General features: G+C 39.8%; 11 protein-coding genes and 6 pseudogenes. 9 read left to right on the top strand and 8 right to left on the bottom strand.

Annotated features, from left to right (window positions below):
- Positions 1–116: 116 nt before the first annotated feature.
- Entirely contained in the window at positions 117–1,142 is a 1,026-nt protein-coding gene (bamC, locus tag BTN49_RS08915; RefSeq protein WP_097356896.1) for an outer membrane protein assembly factor BamC, read from the bottom strand.
- 14 nt (positions 1,143–1,156) lie between these two features.
- Positions 1,157–2,035, bottom strand: coding sequence for a 4-hydroxy-tetrahydrodipicolinate synthase (gene dapA / locus BTN49_RS08910; RefSeq protein ID WP_097356895.1), 879 nt, complete (start codon positions 2,033–2,035; stop codon positions 1,157–1,159).
- A 494-nt stretch (positions 2,036–2,529) separates the two neighbouring features.
- Here dapA and BTN49_RS08905 point away from each other — a divergent pair.
- A pseudogene (locus BTN49_RS08905) lies at positions 2,530–2,703 on the top strand (transposase); the annotation flags it as partial.
- 6 nt (positions 2,704–2,709) lie between these two features.
- Here BTN49_RS08905 and BTN49_RS08900 read toward each other — a convergent pair.
- Positions 2,710–3,248 (bottom strand): annotated as a pseudogene (locus tag BTN49_RS08900) (IS982 family transposase); the annotation flags it as partial.
- Between the two features lie 111 nt (positions 3,249–3,359).
- Here BTN49_RS08900 and BTN49_RS08890 point away from each other — a divergent pair.
- Positions 3,360–4,626 (top strand): annotated as a pseudogene (locus tag BTN49_RS08890) (IS256 family transposase).
- Here BTN49_RS08890 and BTN49_RS13255 read toward each other — a convergent pair.
- The 4 genes from BTN49_RS13255 to BTN49_RS08875 form a co-directional block, all read right to left on the bottom strand.
- Positions 4,583–4,789, bottom strand: a complete 207-nt coding sequence (locus BTN49_RS13255; RefSeq protein ID WP_146679322.1) for a hypothetical protein — start codon at positions 4,787–4,789, stop codon at positions 4,583–4,585. The pseudogene BTN49_RS08890 and the gene BTN49_RS13255 sit on opposite strands and share 44 nt — an antisense overlap.
- A 594-nt stretch (positions 4,790–5,383) precedes the next feature.
- Entirely contained in the window at positions 5,384–6,520 is a 1,137-nt protein-coding gene (gene dapE, locus BTN49_RS08885) for a succinyl-diaminopimelate desuccinylase (protein ID WP_097356891.1), read from the bottom strand.
- Positions 6,521–6,543: 23 nt separating this feature from the next.
- Positions 6,544–6,861 (bottom strand): ArsC/Spx/MgsR family protein, encoded by a 318-nt coding sequence (locus tag BTN49_RS08880; protein ID WP_097356890.1) that lies wholly within the window; start codon positions 6,859–6,861, stop codon positions 6,544–6,546.
- A gap of 396 nt (positions 6,862–7,257) precedes the next feature.
- Complete coding sequence (locus tag BTN49_RS08875) at positions 7,258–8,334, bottom strand: AI-2E family transporter (RefSeq protein ID WP_097356889.1); 1,077 nt, start codon at positions 8,332–8,334, stop codon at positions 7,258–7,260.
- 638 nt (positions 8,335–8,972) lie between these two features.
- On the opposite strand from BTN49_RS08875, the pseudogene BTN49_RS22450 reads away from it, so the two are divergent.
- The 7 genes and pseudogenes from BTN49_RS22450 to tadA all read left to right on the top strand — a co-directional run.
- A pseudogene (locus tag BTN49_RS22450) lies at positions 8,973–9,591 on the top strand (IS982 family transposase); the annotation flags it as partial.
- A gap of 105 nt (positions 9,592–9,696) precedes the next feature.
- A pseudogene (locus tag BTN49_RS08865) lies at positions 9,697–10,590 on the top strand (IS5 family transposase).
- Positions 10,591–11,275: 685 nt separating this feature from the next.
- Positions 11,276–12,835 (top strand): AbgT family transporter, encoded by a 1,560-nt coding sequence (locus BTN49_RS08860; RefSeq protein ID WP_097356887.1) that lies wholly within the window; start codon positions 11,276–11,278, stop codon positions 12,833–12,835.
- A gap of 694 nt (positions 12,836–13,529) precedes the next feature.
- Positions 13,530–13,829, top strand: coding sequence for a hypothetical protein (locus BTN49_RS16025; RefSeq protein ID WP_199399513.1), 300 nt, complete (start codon positions 13,530–13,532; stop codon positions 13,827–13,829).
- A 770-nt stretch (positions 13,830–14,599) separates the two neighbouring features.
- Positions 14,600–14,866: a hypothetical protein gene (locus tag BTN49_RS08850; protein ID WP_097356886.1), complete on the top strand. Its 267-nt coding sequence runs from the start codon at positions 14,600–14,602 to the stop codon at positions 14,864–14,866.
- Positions 14,867–15,397: pseudogene (locus tag BTN49_RS18145) on the top strand (transposase).
- A 365-nt stretch (positions 15,398–15,762) separates the two neighbouring features.
- Positions 15,763–16,263, top strand: coding sequence for a tRNA adenosine(34) deaminase TadA (gene tadA, locus BTN49_RS08835; RefSeq protein ID WP_097356884.1), 501 nt, complete (start codon positions 15,763–15,765; stop codon positions 16,261–16,263).
- Positions 16,264–16,422: 159 nt separating this feature from the next.
- Here tadA and BTN49_RS08830 read toward each other — a convergent pair whose 3' ends face one another.
- Complete coding sequence (locus tag BTN49_RS08830; RefSeq protein ID WP_223823911.1) at positions 16,423–16,530, bottom strand: zinc ribbon domain-containing protein; 108 nt, start codon at positions 16,528–16,530, stop codon at positions 16,423–16,425.
- Positions 16,531–16,539: the final 9 nt, after the last annotated feature.

Here is a 16,539-nt window from a genome sequence, read left to right as displayed (position 1 = left end):
CTGAGTTATTCATACTAAAGTCCTTATGCTGTTAATAGTTTTTTTAAACGATCAGATCGCGACTTTGGCATTTAGTTCATTTCGTATGCGCAGCTCAGGTTGCTTAATGTCTAATTCTAGTTATCCTTCATATTATCAACCACGGCAGCCAGCACCTGACTTAAGTTCAAGAGTATTTCTTCATTAACTGGTTTACCTGTACTATCAATGAGGTTGATCGATGTACGATTCCCCAAATCACCTAATATGAATTTGTAATTTTTGCGGTAGAGCTGCAGAGGTTTACCACCAATTCCTCGCTCTGCTACATAATCTGTAACCTCATATTTCACGTCTAATGTACCTTGTGATTGATTACGATCTTTTACTATAAAGCCAAGATGAGCTAAGATAGAGGGGAATTTTTCCCAGAATACATGATAAGGAGAAAGAGCAAGGATAACGGGAAATCCACTATAATCTTTACCAAAATCAATAGGAATATCACTCACCAGTTGCTGAGCAAGCATACGCACTTTTTTACGTAAATTACTATCATAACGCTCAGTGATCATATTGGTCATTTTCGTAGTATAGCGATCACGTGTATTACCATTGATGTCCCTAGTTTGCCCATTACTCTTCCATTCCACCATATCAATGAGAAATCCTGCACGACCACGGTCAACCACAGGAACAATGGAGTAACGGCTTTCAATTACTTCATCGTCATCCTCACTGATCCACGACAACCAATCGGTTTCAATGCCATCAATAGACAAAGTGCGAATTGGGATTCGGTTATCAGTCACCATTGATTTAATTGTTTGCCACAAACATTCTGATTTTTCTTCGCAGGGTATCAAAACGGTGAGACCATCACTATTATGTTCATAGTGTGCTCCCTGAATAAATTCCAAGATTTGCTGGGGTGGCCGAATATCTACACTACGTCCTATTGAGCCAGATACATCGCCAGAAGGTATATGATATGCACTTGAAAATTCAAGCTTCTGATCAACCAGTGTTTTCCATTGATAAAGTTGTGTTGAATCCAAATAGGAAAAACCGTTTGAGGGTTGACGGTGATAGTTTCCGTTTGTACACGCTTCCAAAAACACTACTATAATTACATAGGGAACTAGCTTAAAAACATCCTTCATTAATATGAGGTCTCCTACAGTATACCCGCATCAAGCAAAGCCTGTCTAACCGTTGGTTGCAACGCTATGTTCAACGTAGTCAATGGTAGTCGCAATGTACCATTTACAATAAGACCCATCTCATGTAGTGCCCATTTAACAGGAATTGGATTTGCCTCCACAAACAGATCTTTGTGTAACGGAACCAGCTTTTCATTAATTGAACGGGCTTCATCCAATTCACCAGACATGGCCAGCTTAACCATTTTTGCCATTTGCACAGCCGCGATGTTATTACTCACCGAGATAATACCATCTCCACCTCTAGCAATGAATTCAATACCAGTCAAATCATCACCACTAAGTAGAATAAAATCTTCGCCACAGAATTCACGATGGATTCGAACTCGTTCTAAATCGCCTGTCGCATCTTTAATACCGACTATATTCTTAAATTCAGACAAAAGCGCAACGGTTTCTGGAGACATATCAGTTACAGTACGGCTTGGTACGTTATACAAGATCTGTGGTAGTTCAGAAGATTCTGAGATAGCTTTAAAGTGCTGATAGAGGCCTTCTTGGGAAGGCTTGTTATAGTAAGGAACAACACTCAGGCATCCCGCAATACCGGAACCAGCAAACATTTTGCTGAAGGTGATGGCTTCATGGGTCGCATTACCACCCGTTCCCGCAATAATTTGGATTCTCCCATCAGCGAACTCTAATGTTTTCAGGACAATTTTAATATGCTCTTCTACGGTAACCGTTGCAGACTCGCCTGTTGTACCTACAGATACGATTGCATTTGTACCGGCATCTACATGGAAATTAACAAGATTCCTTAAACTAGTATAGTCAATTTCACCATAGTTATCCATCGGGGTGACTAATGCTACGATACTTCCTGAAAACATTCTTTTCTCCAAAAGTGTGTTTTATACCATGGTACGTTTCGTGCCAAGCAAAAACAAGCACCGACAGAGCGCCTATAATCCCATCAACTTGAAGATGCAGGTTTCAGCAAGCTTTACTGATATCATGATCATGACACTAATTTGTAAGTGTAGTGAGAGCTATCAAAAAGGAATAATCCCAAGCATGGCATTAACAAATTCTCCCTACAGGAGGACGTCAGCACGCCAATCTCGATGTTATATCTCCGTGAAATGCACAGGTTTTATAACCGTTGTTTCCAGAATATCTGAACTAAGGGCAATTCCTAAGATCAGATCATCATGGAATTAAGCAGGAGGTTATAATGGGAAAGAGAAATGCCAAGCACAAGATCAGAAACTGGAAACAATATAATCAAGCATTAGTAAACCTTAGCTCAGTGACTTTTTATATAGACGTCGCTGCTATTAAGGCATGAAATTGTCTAAATCAGCCATGTCTTCGTGGTCGTTGGTTTATATTTTTGAATACCTCACTTGAAACGATACTGATGGTGAAAGCTCTGTTTAAGCTCCCACTTCGTGGATTAGAAGGCTTTCTCCATTCGGTTTTTACGTTGATGAATGTCCCACTGAAATCCCCTACATACACCTGCATTAGTAATGCGTTCAAAGACCGTAAAAATTAAGTAACCTCAGATCTGCATAAGTGCTTGCTTATCAAGCCAAGTCATCTTGATACTCAGCTTATTTAGTTGAAATGAATACGCGATGAACCCCTTCAGCAAGTTGACTATAAAGTTGATATAACTACGGTGCCGAGAATGCTCGATTTTGGATATGTTTTTTGGTTGGTTAAAAACGGTTTCAATAATAAAGCGTTTCCGGAGTATCAGGCGGTCCCAAAATTTCATCACCTTAGATTTCATATTCTTTTTCATACCCGTTATCAGTATCACTCCCTTGTCTGCAAGTTTCCACTCCAATGGACTAGAGATATAACCTTTGTCTTCGTATAAACACCCCAAATCTCGTCAGCCATTTCCGACACAGGCTTTCTATCATCCACGTTAGCCGTCGTCACTTTAACTAAGATAATGCCACTTTTATCATTGACAATGAGATGTAAGTTGAAGCTGTAGAACCACCCCATCGTTCCTTTTTCTCGCTTCGCGGTACCTTTAAAAACCTGATATCTGGGAATAAGTAGGTTGTAATAAACCTGTAGCTGACTAATTCAGGACATTCGTGAGCTATAGTAATTTCTGGTGTATGAGTAGGAAATAATGCGATGTAACCTGTTGATTAATCTCGCCAGATCAACAACCAACAAGGAATACACCGCATGGACAATAATCATAACGTTACCGAGCTTCATAAACTAGAAAACCCGCTTAATGAACTGCTGAAACAAGGCGCACAGCAGTTGTTGACGCAAGCTATAGAAGCCGAGGTTTAATCCTTGCTTGATAATATTACATCACTCCAAGCTAACGGAAAGCAGGGAGTGGTTCGCAATGCCCATTTTTCTGAGCGTCACCTACAAACTTGGTTCGGCGACATTATCATCAAAGTCCTAATAGTTTGAGATAGAACAGGGAGTGGGATCAAGTTCAATATCACACAGGTTCCGCTCTATCGCAAGCGAACTAAAAACATAAAAGAACTTATCCTTTGGCTCTATTTACGGGAAATTTCTACGGGCGATATGCAATCCACTCTAGAATCGCTCTTAGGTAAGCAAGCCAAGGGGTTGTCAACAAACAGTATTTTTCGACTCAAGAAGCAGTGGGAATCAGAATATGACTAAGGGCGTAAATGCGACCTAAATAAACGGAGCTATATCTACATTTTGGTCGCTGATCTTTACTGCAAAGTTTAGATGGATGACAAGCTTTACCTACTTGTTGTCATCGGCCTCGATGACTTCAGCCGCAAGGAAGTGCCAACCGTTATCGAGGGGTACAGGGAGTCAGAAGTAAGTTGGCTTGAAGTTCTGTCACAGCTAACATCCAAAGGTATCAATATCGCGACTGAACTCGCCATTGGTGATGGTGCTTTCTGTTTTTGGACTGCAGTGACAAAGAATTGGCTAATGACGCGTCATCAGCGCTGCTGGATACATAAAACGGCTAATGTATTAAACAAACTCCCAACATTTGTTCAACCAAGAATCAAAAAAACACCTCACGATATCTGGATGGCAGAGACACAACAAAAGGCACATAAAGCCCTCGGACAGTTCAAAATACGATATGATACTCGATATCACAAAGCAGCAGAGTGTCTGACCAAAGATAAAGTAAAAATGCTGAAATTTTACGATTTCCCCGCCGAGCACTAGATACATATTCGAACGATAAACCCAATTGAATCAATGTTTGCAACGGTGAAGCTAAGAACGAACAAAACCAAGAATTGTGGGAGCCGAAAAACGACACTGGCAGGCAATGTCCAGCAAATTAATGCGAACCGCTAAGGTTAACTGGCGTAGGCTGCGTGGCTTTAAATTACTCACGGATATCATCAAAGGTATGAAATTTAGAGATAGTATTCGTGAAACAAACGTCAATTATCAGGATACTTCTCTGGAAGCTGTACACCAGATTTGACCATGGCTCGATATTCATTGGTGAGGTAGCGGCAAACAAAGTAGATGTAATAGGTTTTAAAGTATCGATACCCCGATGAATGGAAAATTATCACTTCGCTAACTAAGAGGCGAAAAGACTTTTTTCTTTTTTGACACCGGAAGAAATGAGGTGTTTTTACCATGCAGGGTGGAAAGTCTGGAAGAAGTCGTCAACACCGACGAAAATACCATCTAAATTATTAATGCCCAAGTCCTTATGCAATCAATAGTTTTTTTCAAACGATCAGATCGCGCCTCGGACATTTGGTTCATTGCTTATGCGCAACTCAGGTTAAGTTAGGGTCAAGGACATTGTCGATACCATCAGCGTTGTTGATTAAATCAGACTTATAATGCACTGAGCCACGGTTTATTAATGTTTGATTATATTATTTCCAGTTTCTGATCTTGTGCTTGACTTTTCCCATCCTCCCCTCCCGCTTAATTCCATGATGATCTGATCGTAGGAATTTCCATTAGTTTAGATATTTAGAAAATAACGCCGGTACCCTCAAAGGGGAGATCGAAGATCGGAAAACTTGTTCTTTTAAAGAAGACTATGGCGATTAAAATCATGAAAATTACTGGCAATAAATCAGATTGGATTCTTCATCTTTTTCACGTGCAGAAGGTAAATAACGCTTTATTTCACATTAGCTTGCACCAAGTAATCACTCACTTTAATTAAGTTATCACGCGTTCAACCTGTTAGTAAATCAATGCCAAAATTTATTAAGTCAGTGTGTCAGCAATTTTTCTAGCACCTTCTGGTACATATCCGTGAGCTTTTCGAGATCAGTAATTTTCACGCATTCATTCACTTTATGAATAGTTGCGTTCACTGGACCTAACTCAATCACTTGTGTGCCCATTTTGGCGATAAAGCGTCCATCTGAGGTTCCGCCTGTTGTTAGAAGTTTTGGTTTCTGATGATTGACTTCATCCACGGCCTCAACAACGGCCTTCATTAGTGTACCCGTTTCGGTTAAAAAGGGAGAGCCACTAAAGATCCATGTTAGTTTATATTCAAGTTTATGTGCATCCAGCACCTCATGAATGCGTGATTTGATGCTATCAGCCGTGAGCTCAGTACTGAAACGAAGATTGAATTGAACCTGGAAATTACTAGGAATAACGTTGCTGACACCCGTTCCAGATACCACGCTTGGAATCTGAAAGCTGGTCGGTGGGAAATACTCATTACCTAAATCCCACTGGATAGTAGTTAACTCCACAAGTGCAGGTAACGCTTGATGGATCGGGTTGCAAGCCAGTTGCGGATAGGCAATGTGCCCCTGAATACCATTCACGGTTAAGTTACCAGTGATAGATCCACGCCGACCATTTTTAATCACATCACCCACCGTATGTGTACTTGAAGGTTCGCCAACAACACACATATCGATGATTTCATTGCGTGCTATAAGCATGTCAACGACACGGGTTGTTCCATTGATAAAGGAGCCTTCTTCGTCTGATGTAATAAGAAAAGCGAGTGAACCTTTATGGTTTGGGTGTACAGCAATAAATCGCTCAACAGCAACCACCATAGCAGCCAGAGAACCTTTCATGTCCGCAGCGCCACGGCCATGAAGGTATTCATCTATCACAGTTGGTTCGAATGGTGGCGTGTCCCATTTGTCAATAGAACCTGATGGAACAACATCTGTATGACCTGAGAAAGCAAATAGAGGCGCTTCTGTTCCTCTACGCGCCCATAGGTTGGTGGTGTCTTCAAAAAGCATGCGTTCTATGGTGAAACCTATTGCCTCTAGATGTTGAATTATTAGCTCTTGGCACCCTTCATCTATAGGAGTGATAGAAGGACGTCCAATCAGATCCTTAGTTAAGGACAATACAGCACTGTCTATCATTGTGTTCAACTTCCCTTTTTGTATTACAAGTCTAAAATAGTATTATATTTCAGTTTGTTGAATCCTAGGTAATAACCACCTTCATGTTTTAGTATAGGACGTTTAATCATTGTTGGATGTGCCAACATCATAACGATAGCGTTGATTTCGTCAAGGTTGTCTTTTTGCTCTTCAGACAAGACGCGGAACGTTGCCCTGTGTTTATTCATCAATACCTCCCAACCAAGTACATTTACGAATTTATTGAGCGTGTTTTGGTCAATACCATCTTTACGATGATCATGAAATGTGTAAGGTTTATTTCTTTGTTTAACACCAGAAAAATTAGGTGTTTTTCCCATGCAGGGTGGAAAGTCTGGAAGAAGTCGTCAACACCGACGAAAATACCGTCTAAGTTATTAATGCCAAAGTCCTGATGCAATCAATAGTTTTTTCAAACGATCAGATCGCGACTTTATCATTTAGTTCATTTCTTATGCGCAGCTCAAGTTAACTAACGGCGAGTAAAGGGATGGCATCAAGGTTTACAATGGAAAACACGTAGCAATCTGTAAGACTCTACCGTAGAAGGCCTATGTGCAATATAAAGGTTTCAGCTAATTCTTATTGATGTGATGATCAAGGCGTACATCTATAATATGTAGTGAGTTTTATAAGAAAATGATAACACCTAGCATGCGTTAGTAAACTCAATATTTAAAACTTAACGTTTAGGACAACTGTTGTTTTTTAACCTACTACAATTTTTCGGTAGGATCTTCATCTGCATCACTTATAGTTAACGCATTCCATACGGCTTTAACCAAGGTTGCCAGCGGAATTGCAAAAAATACACCCCAGAAGCCCCACAAACCACCAAAGACTAGTACTGAAACAATGATTGCAACAGGATGAAGGTTCACAGCTTCAGAGAAAAGAACTGGCACTAGGACATTTCCGTCTAAGGTTTGAATAATACCGTAAGAAAGCATGAGGTAACCCAATGCTGGGCTGATACCCCATTGGAAAAGTGCTACCATAAATATGGGAAAGGTCACTGCTGCTGCACCTATATACGGGATAAGTACTGACAATCCTGTCGCGACACTCAGCAACGCTGTATACCTTAAATCTAGCAAGGAAAATGTAATGTAGCTAGTCACACCAACAATGATAATTTCAGTTACTTTACCTCGAATGTAATTCGATATTTGCTGATTCATTTCGCTCGCAACTTTATTGGTCAAGCGACGGTTACGTGGCAGCACAACACCAAATATTCTCAACATTTCTTGTTTATCTTTTAACAAGAAAAAGACCAGTAATGGAACAATAATCAGATAAACCGCTAAGGCAGCAAGGCTAATCAATGACGATAAAGATCCTTTTACTGCGGTTGCTCCCAAACCTAGAACACGGTTTTGTACAGTATCGATGAATGAATTAACCATATAGGGATGAATCAGATCTGGATGTGTTTCAGGCAAGTGAGATACGAAATTCTGAAAGTTGCTGAACATGGTGGGCATATCCGCCACCAAATTGACAATCTGGGTCCAAATCGTCGGTATTAAACCAAAACAAGCCATGAGCATTAAACCAACGAACAATGTTAATACCATAATCACTGACATAAGACGTGGCATGCCGATCGACACCAATTTAGATACTGGCCATTCAAGCAAATAGGCGAGTACGATTGCAACCAACAGTGGTGCTATAAGATGACCGAAAAAGTAAATGACAATGAAACCCACAACAAGCAGAGCAACCAAACTGACCGCGTGTGGATCAAAACACCGTCTTTTATACCAACGGTTAAGTATCTGTAGCATTTAGTTTCCTATTTGTTCTTTTGTGATGTAAAACATCATTGTGACATGAATACACACTAACAACTCTGGAACATTAGGCCCATTGTTTACTAAGTTTTCTGGTAAACTAACCGTATCAACTAACTGATCAATTAAAATCCAAGTATATGTATATACTTAACGTTTAGCTATAATCTGGCTACTGGAGTTGAGTAACCGAACCTCAGAAATTAGAGGGATATTTACCTAGGAGTATCCCGTATTGTTAACCGTGAGGAGCATCACGTTAGGTATAAACTCGAAGTTACCTGCATCACCTAACGACTTCTTCATGGTATCCAAGTTTCTTGTAAGTTTACGCTAGAAAACCCTTCTAAAAGCATATGTACACCTCTTTCTTATACGTTGACACACAATGTCTTCGGAATATTTAAGCACGGGAATACGCTATGTCTAACCGTTCTTAATACCTTTTAATGTGATGTGTGCGAAATCTCCTAGCACAACAGAGTTGTCATGAGTTATTCATCCAACATGAATAAAGAACTGTGTTCGGTTTTTCCTATCTTACACCAAATAAACGGTTGTAGGTGCTGAATATATCCCAAGTCGCAATCTGATCGTTTGAAGAAAACTATTCCTTGCATAAAGACTTGGTCATGAATAACTTAGACGCTGTTTTCCTCAATGTTGATGACTTCTACTAGACTTTCCTCCCTGCATGGGAAAACACCTAATTTCTTTCGGTATCAAAAAAAGAAACAAGCCTTCTCGCTTCTCCGTTAGCGAAATGATGACTATAGTAATAGATTTTCATTAATCGGGGTATCGAGACTTCAAAACCTATTACATCCACTTTGTTTGCCTCTACTTCACCAACGAATTTCCTGAATGAGTTAGCTACACGTGAATGCTCAAGCTCATGCAAGGTGTTCTGGTTCGCTTTGCTCTTACCTCACTCACCGTCAGGCAAGGCCGACGGGGATTGTTTTCGTTGATTCGTCCAAGCTACAGGTTTGTTATAACCTACGCATTCTCAGAAATTAGGTTTTTAAAGGTACTGCGAAGCGAGGAAAAGGAATGATGGGATGATTCTACGGCTTCAAATCATACCTTATGATCAATGATAAAGGTAGCATTATCTCAGTCAAAGTGATGACGTCAAACATGGATGATAGAAAACCTGTACCGGAAATGATTGCCGAGCTTTGGGGGTATTTATACGGAGATAAAGGTTATATTTCTAGTTCATTGGAGCGGGAACTCGTAAACGAAGGAGGTAACACGGCGTTGTTTCTAAAATATCTGAACTAATCTCCATTTTTACGATCAGATCCTCATGGAATTAAGCGGGAGGTGATGATGTAAAAAGCCAAGCATAAAATTAGCAACTGGAAATAATATAATCAAGCATTAGTAAACCGTAGCTCAGTCCCTTTTTGGATAAACACCACTGCCATTAAGGCAGAGTATTGTCTAAAGCATCACGGTCATCGTGGCCGTGAATTTATATTTTTAAATCCTCGATTGAAACGGCACTGATGGTGAAAGGTATTTCTAAGCTCCCACTTCGTGGGTTAAAAGACTTTCTCAATTCGATTTTTACGTTGATGAATCTCTCACTGAGATCCCCTACATACACTTGCATTAGTAAGCATTCAAAGAGCATAAAAGTTAAGTACCGTTTGCCTAGTCGAGGAGCTGTCGCCCATGTCCTTATTGATGTCACAGGCCTAAAGGTATACGGCGAAGGTGAATGAAAAACGCGTAAATGCGGTAAGAAAAAGCGGCTATCTGGCTCAAACTTCATTTTACCGTTAATGTGTCTCATCATGAGGTTATTGCTGCAGAAGTTAGCACAGTTTCTGTGGGTGACAATAAGGTTGTACCTACATTGATTAACCCATGACAACGAAAAATACAGCAAGTCAGTGCTGATGGAGCCTATGATACAAAAGCATGTCACCACGTACTGAAAAATAAAGGAATAACACCCAGTATTCCACCTCGAATCAACACTGGATACTGGGAGGAATAACATTCTAAAAATGAAGCTGTAAAGGTATTAGAAAAAGATAAATTGGCGGAGTAAAAAAGGACGGGGGTTATAATAAATGCGTATTAGTAGAGACAGTAATGTTTCGCTATAAACAATTATTAAATCCTCAACCTACTCTTCGTGATTACAATGCTTAAGTTAGTGAAGCGTTGGTAAATGTGAAAGCGATAAACAAAGTTATAAGACTCGATATGACCGTTCGCCAGCAAACAAATTGAGACTGTAAAAAAACTTGTCTCTAATGCATTAGAGGCCAGATTTAATCAACAACGCCTCGTGACGTTAAAACATATTAAACAAAAGTTGTCTACGTCACCTGTGCTTAAATAACTTGAAGATACAGGTTTCAGTAAGATGTCCTGATGTCATAATCAAGAAATCCCTTTATAAGGGTAATCAGCTCCATCAGAAAGGGATAACACAAGGCATGACCTTAGTAAACTTGACCTACTAGGATTCATATAGCGCGCACATGTCGTTGGTAACTACATGTGCAATAAACTAATTATTCCTATGCGGATTTACTTTGAATTAAACGCCCTGATAACCTCTGAAATCAAGCATTTTAAAGTTATCTGGGTATATGTGCTTTTTTATTGTTTATCAACGAGGGTCTAAACACGAACTAGCTCGTTTCCTCGATATCGCACCGATTTGTATATGGGACATTATTTGATACTAAAGCTTTTAGACTAACGTAAAATTCCTATTTGAATAATTACCCGTTGCTGTGTATTCATGATATTGTGCCCCATTCATTTTCCTGTATATGGTGTTTCTACTGGAATTATCGGGATTACTAGTGTATCTAATACTGTTTTTTTTGAAAATCGTGTTGTTTCAATCTATTCCTTGGTTTTTCATTGAAGAAGTAAATATACACCTCTAATCGTGGAGCTTTACATGAGTAATCATGCTACGAACAATAATCTGTGTGCATCAAGAAGTGTTATGGACAAGTTTCTTAACTCAGTTGAGCGCGTAGGAAACAAAATCCCTGATCCGGCTCTATTGTTTTTTTACGGATTGTTAATTATCTGGATTCTGTCTGCATTCCTTTCTCAGTTTAATTTTGGCTTGATACACCCTGTAACAGGCACAACCGTAGAGATTAAGAACTTGCTTACTGGTCACGCCTTGGCAGGTTCACTTACCAACATGGTTACCACGTTTACTAGTTTTGCCCCAATCGGTATTGTGTTGGTGGCAATGCTGGGTGTCGGTGTAGCTGAGGCCTCTGGTTTTATTACCACAGGCCTCAAAAAAATGCTAAATGTCACACCTAAAAAGTTGCTGACACCAGCACTGGTTTTAGTGGCTATTATTTCTCACACTGCGGCTGATGCGGGATATGTGTTGATCATTCCACTAGGTGGCATTCTCTTTCACGCTGCCGGACGTCACCCGTTGGCAGGTATCGTTGCCGCGTTTGCAGGTGTTTCCGGTGGTTTCTCTGCGAACTTCATCCCTTCTGCCGTCGATCCCCTACTAGCGGGCTTTACTCAATCTTCGGCACAAGTACTCGACAAAGAATACTTGGTTAATCCACTGTCTAACCTTTATTTTACTGGGTTATCTTCAATTATTATTGTGGGTATTGTTTGGTATGTTACTGAAAGAATAATCGAGCCACGTCTGAAAAGACTCTCAATTGATGTAAATGCTGAAAGCAACCAAGATATGGGTAGCTACTCTGAACTTGAAAATAAAGCATTTAACCGTGCAGCATTTTCAATGCTAGCTGGTATTTTACTGTTGATTCTCTTGTCTATTCCTGAAGCTTCCGCATTGCGTTCCCCATCGGGTTCATTGATAGTCCATTCTGCACCACTGATGAAGTCCATCGTTCCGCTTATTTTTATCATGTTCATGATTTCCGGTGTGGTATATGGCCGAGTGGCAGGTACCTTCAAGAATCAAAACGACATCATCAAAGCGATGAATCATAGCATGTCCGCCATGAGTCCATACTTGGTCATGTCGTTCTTCTGCGCGCAATTCCTAGCCGCGTTCAGCCAGTCTAATATTGGTACATTTTTGGCTCTAGAAGGGTCGGCGTTTCTAAAAGAAATAAATATGCCAAGTCAACTGACCATCGTTTGTATGATCCTACTGACGGCGACCGTTAACCTGCTGATTGGCTCTGCATCTGCAAAATGGGCATTGATGGGTCCAATTCTAGTGCCAATATTAATGGGATTGGGTATTGCACCTGAACTGTCTCAAGCGGCATACCGCATAGGTGATTCTGTATCCAATATCATTTCCCCATTGATGGTGTTCTTTCCGCTGGTGGTGGTTTATTGTCAACGCTACGTGAAGAGTACGGGGATCGGTACGTTAGCTTCAATGATGTTACCGTATTCAATTTCGATGTTCATCGGCTGGACGATGTTCCTGTTGGCATACTGGGCTCTGAATATACCATTAGGTATTAATGCGCCATACACTTATCAGATATGATTACATCATGCAAATCTAAGTGTAAAAATCTTGCTAATTATTCACGAATTTTTATGAGTTTTACATGATAACACAGCTCGTTTTCGGAAAGCTGAAAATGAAGTATTAGCTTTGGTCATAGCCTTCCTGCATCCAAAGTTCTATACCCAGTAAACGTGAAGAATAAGTATACCCTCCGTCAGGTAAAATGCACAACCTAGCGGAAAGTTAGCCAAATTAAAGTACACTCTACGCGTCCTCTTTTGGCTTCGAGATCTACATGGCTCATAAACAGTTAAATGACAATGACCAATTTTATATATGAGAAACGATTGGCTAAAGGTAATTCCTTTAGATAGATTGACTGAACACTTGCCTGTGATCACTCCACGATTAGTCAAGAAATAAAGTGCCATATCCAAGACAGTTTTCAAAGCGTATACTAGCATAGACTTGCATCAGAACATGCTAAAGCAACCCGTTCCAACACTACGAATTGGCTGGTTTTTAGCTGTATTTCAGAAAGTACGAAGGCGTTCATTCATGAACGCCTCAGCAGGCATACATCACCAAATGTGATTAGTGGTGAACTGACTATAAAGCACGATATGATACTCAGTAAAAGCACGCTTGACCGATATATATCGTATGACATGGGTAATGTCAGGGTACTATACAAGGATCTTCCCCATCATGAAGAAACTGACAGATCAAGATGAGCGGTGGCGATAAAATAAAGACAACTAACTTAGTTGGCATTGAGAAATGGTCTGATATTCCAGATGAAAAGACCGAGTTTGGTTATTTTAAAATTGACACAGTCCTCGGAACAGGTCATAAATCTTTTCTACTTACCTTGGTGGATAAAAGCAATAAACTCTGCTGCATTAGAAACATACCTAATAAGAAGACGGATACAGGGGTGGAAACGTTTATTGATATTGTGAATCCCACCTTCCATAACTTCAGAACCATCACGTCAGATAACGTTACAGTGTTCGAAGATCATGAATAGGTTGCTGAAATTACAACCTCTGATTTCTATTTCTCCAACCCTTATCGGTCAAGTAATCGAGGACTAAATTAAAATATCAATAATCTGATAAGGCAATTTTTATCCAAGGGAACTGACGTCAACGAGGTTAGTAATGAGAAATTTGCCAAGATAAAACACATCCTAAATACACGTGATAGAGCAAGTCCTAGGTATCGCTCTCCTAACGATGTTTTTTTAGAGTATTTAATGGCGGCTTCAGACATAACATCTGTGCATTTCAGATGATGGAGGGAAATAGACAATTAAGTACCATCGTTCCTCCGTTTATCGAGAGCTGAAAAGGTACAGTAATGGAGGTGCTTATTGCCCTAAAGTTGCTTAACATCTATCGATGAATAAGCGTAATCAAAAAAATACCACAGACCAAAGAGATTTTATTCATCTGTTGATCAAGAACGATTGGTGTCCCAAACAGATATAGCACAGACTAACTAATCTAGGGATTCCCGTCATCCGTAAGTGGGATTGTTGTTTTGTTGCAGCCAATAAACGGTAAGGAGACAAGCTGTCTATCGTCACTTAAAGCAGAAACATCAGCGATATCTAGAAGGTTGACGCGAAAAATTACCCGCTATTAAGATACAACATCAATCGATGAAATACCGTTGATTGTAGAGAGTCGGAAACTATTTGTTAATTAACCTGAGCTGCACATACGAAATGAACTAAAGGCTCAAGTTGCGATCTAATCGTTTCAATCAAATGATCAGTCGCATAAGGACGTTATCATGAATAAATTAGACTGTTTTTTCACCGAAATCGACAATTCCTATCAGGTTTTCCTTCCTACTTTGGAAAAAAATCAGATTCTGGGTGTAAAAACAAGAGATAAATCTTCTCGCCTTTCAATCAGTGAAGTAATAACGATCATTGTATCTTTTCATCAATCTGGATTTTGTAATTTTAAAAGGTATTACATACAATATATCTACCTTCACCTAACAGGTGAATTTCCTGATTTGGTCAGCTATACGCAAATGCATAAATTGATATAAATTGCTCTGATTTCCCTTTGTTCTTATCTGTTTCACCGCCAAGCCCAACTTACTCGCACCGAGTTAGTTGGTTCAACCAAGCTACATGTCTGTCATAACTTACGTATTCCACGGCATCGCTTATTTGAGAGGGTAGCTAAACAAGGTTTAGGGACGATAGGATGGTTATATGGCTTTAAACTTCACTTATGCTCAACTAGCAAGGCGGTATCATTTCGGTAAAGGTAACAACAGCCAATATTGATGTCAGAAAACCAGTGCATGGCACGTCCAGATAATCTCTGAGGATCACTTTATGGAGATCAGGGGTATATGTCTAGCTACTTTGAAGAAACATTCGACGAAAAATGGGTTAGTCTCATCACGAATACACGGCAAAACATAAAATCAAAGGTGATGAAGCTTTTGGATCGTCTTATGTTTGAAAAACGATTTATCATCAATGACAGTCTTTGGTTAACTAAGAAATACATCCTAAATAGAGCAAAAGCTTTGGATATTGAAATTTACTTTTCCTACACTTCCTTGTAATAGGATCAAATAGAAAATTAAAATGGGCTTTTGAGACAGTACGCAAAGAAAGGAACATACTTGAGAATAGTCACGGATGAAGAAATAACATTAGTAGCTTTATTAGAAATAATCGTACTTCAGATTTACATTCAGGGCTATTAAAATTAATCAGCATAAACAAGAAGTTTTTATACAGTTCAAAGTCTTAATAACTACCAAGATATGGAGAAGTTGGTCTAAAAACTGTTTCTACACGGGAATTTACAACAACTTAAGCTTCAGACTAAAATGTTAATAATGTTCCTCACTTAAACATTGTCTAATTTTACACTGAAATATACTCTGCAGTATAAATTGGACGCTTATAAATAAGTTGGTTAAAAGTGACACAAATCGAGATTGATCATCAATTTATGCAGCGCGCCATTGAGCTCGCTGCAAATGCGGAGGCTGAAGGTGAGGTACCTGTTGGTGCTGTTGTGGTGCACGATGGCGTTGTAATCAGTGAAGGATGGAATCGTTTGGTTGGACAGCACGATGCGACAGCACATGCGGAAATGATTGCACTTCGTCAAGCTGGGAAAATACTACAGAACTATCGTCTGCACGATACTGTGTTATATGTCACATTGGAACCATGTCCAATGTGCGCATACGCTATGGTACACAGCAGAGTTAGTAAAGTTATTTTTGGTGCGTCTGATACAAAGAGGGGAGTGGAGGGTAGCATTATAAACCTGTTGCGTTATGACAGCGTCAACCACCATGTTACTTATCAGAGTGGTGTGATGAAAGAGGCTTGTGGGGAACAGCTTAGAGCCTTTTTTCGCCGACGTCGTATAGAAAAGAAAGTTATACGAGAGAACAGAGTTACCTGCAAGTAATACTGATTAAAGCATCGTTTATTTGATATTACTCGAAATAAAAAATCGCGTTTAATAATGTTTGTCAAAGTCTGAATTTGACATCCTCCCCCACCTAAAGGAAGGGGATTCCTGTTTCACAGCGTATAGCTTTAAATCCGAGAGGATCTAAAGTCTTACTTACGCTCCACAGGCTAACACTGTCTGCCCGACAGCTTTTATATTTAGTGCCGCATTTAGGTCGCGGTCTAGCTCACTAGAGCATTCAGGACACGACCATTTGCGGATATGTAACGG

It is taken from the genome of Candidatus Enterovibrio escicola, from assembly GCF_002464935.1.
Lineage (GTDB): Bacteria > Pseudomonadota > Gammaproteobacteria > Enterobacterales > Vibrionaceae > Enterovibrio > Enterovibrio escicola.
Note: the sequence above shows the minus strand (reverse complement) of the source record. Positions and strands in the feature narration are given on the sequence as shown.

Bases quoted from the DNA above. Each gene is read 5' to 3' on its own strand.
- BTN49_RS08850 (WP_097356886.1), top strand. From the start codon at position 14,600: ATGAATAAATTAGACTGTTTTTTCACCGAAATCGACAATTCCTATCAG.
- BTN49_RS08875 (WP_097356889.1), bottom strand. From the start codon at position 8,334: ATGCTACAGATACTTAACCGTTGGTATAAAAGACGGTGTTTTGATCCA.
- BTN49_RS08860 (WP_097356887.1), top strand. From the start codon at position 11,276: ATGAGTAATCATGCTACGAACAATAATCTGTGTGCATCAAGAAGTGTT.
- BTN49_RS08880 (WP_097356890.1), bottom strand. From the start codon at position 6,861: ATGGGAAAAACACCTAATTTTTCTGGTGTTAAACAAAGAAATAAACCT.
- dapA (WP_097356895.1), bottom strand. From the start codon at position 2,035: ATGTTTTCAGGAAGTATCGTAGCATTAGTCACCCCGATGGATAACTAT.
- BTN49_RS13255 (WP_146679322.1), bottom strand. From the start codon at position 4,789: ATGGTAAAAACACCTCATTTCTTCCGGTGTCAAAAAAGAAAAAAGTCT.
- bamC (WP_097356896.1), bottom strand. From the start codon at position 1,142: ATGAAGGATGTTTTTAAGCTAGTTCCCTATGTAATTATAGTAGTGTTT.
- BTN49_RS16025 (WP_199399513.1), top strand. From the start codon at position 13,530: ATGAGCGGTGGCGATAAAATAAAGACAACTAACTTAGTTGGCATTGAG.
- dapE (WP_097356891.1), bottom strand. From the start codon at position 6,520: ATGATAGACAGTGCTGTATTGTCCTTAACTAAGGATCTGATTGGACGT.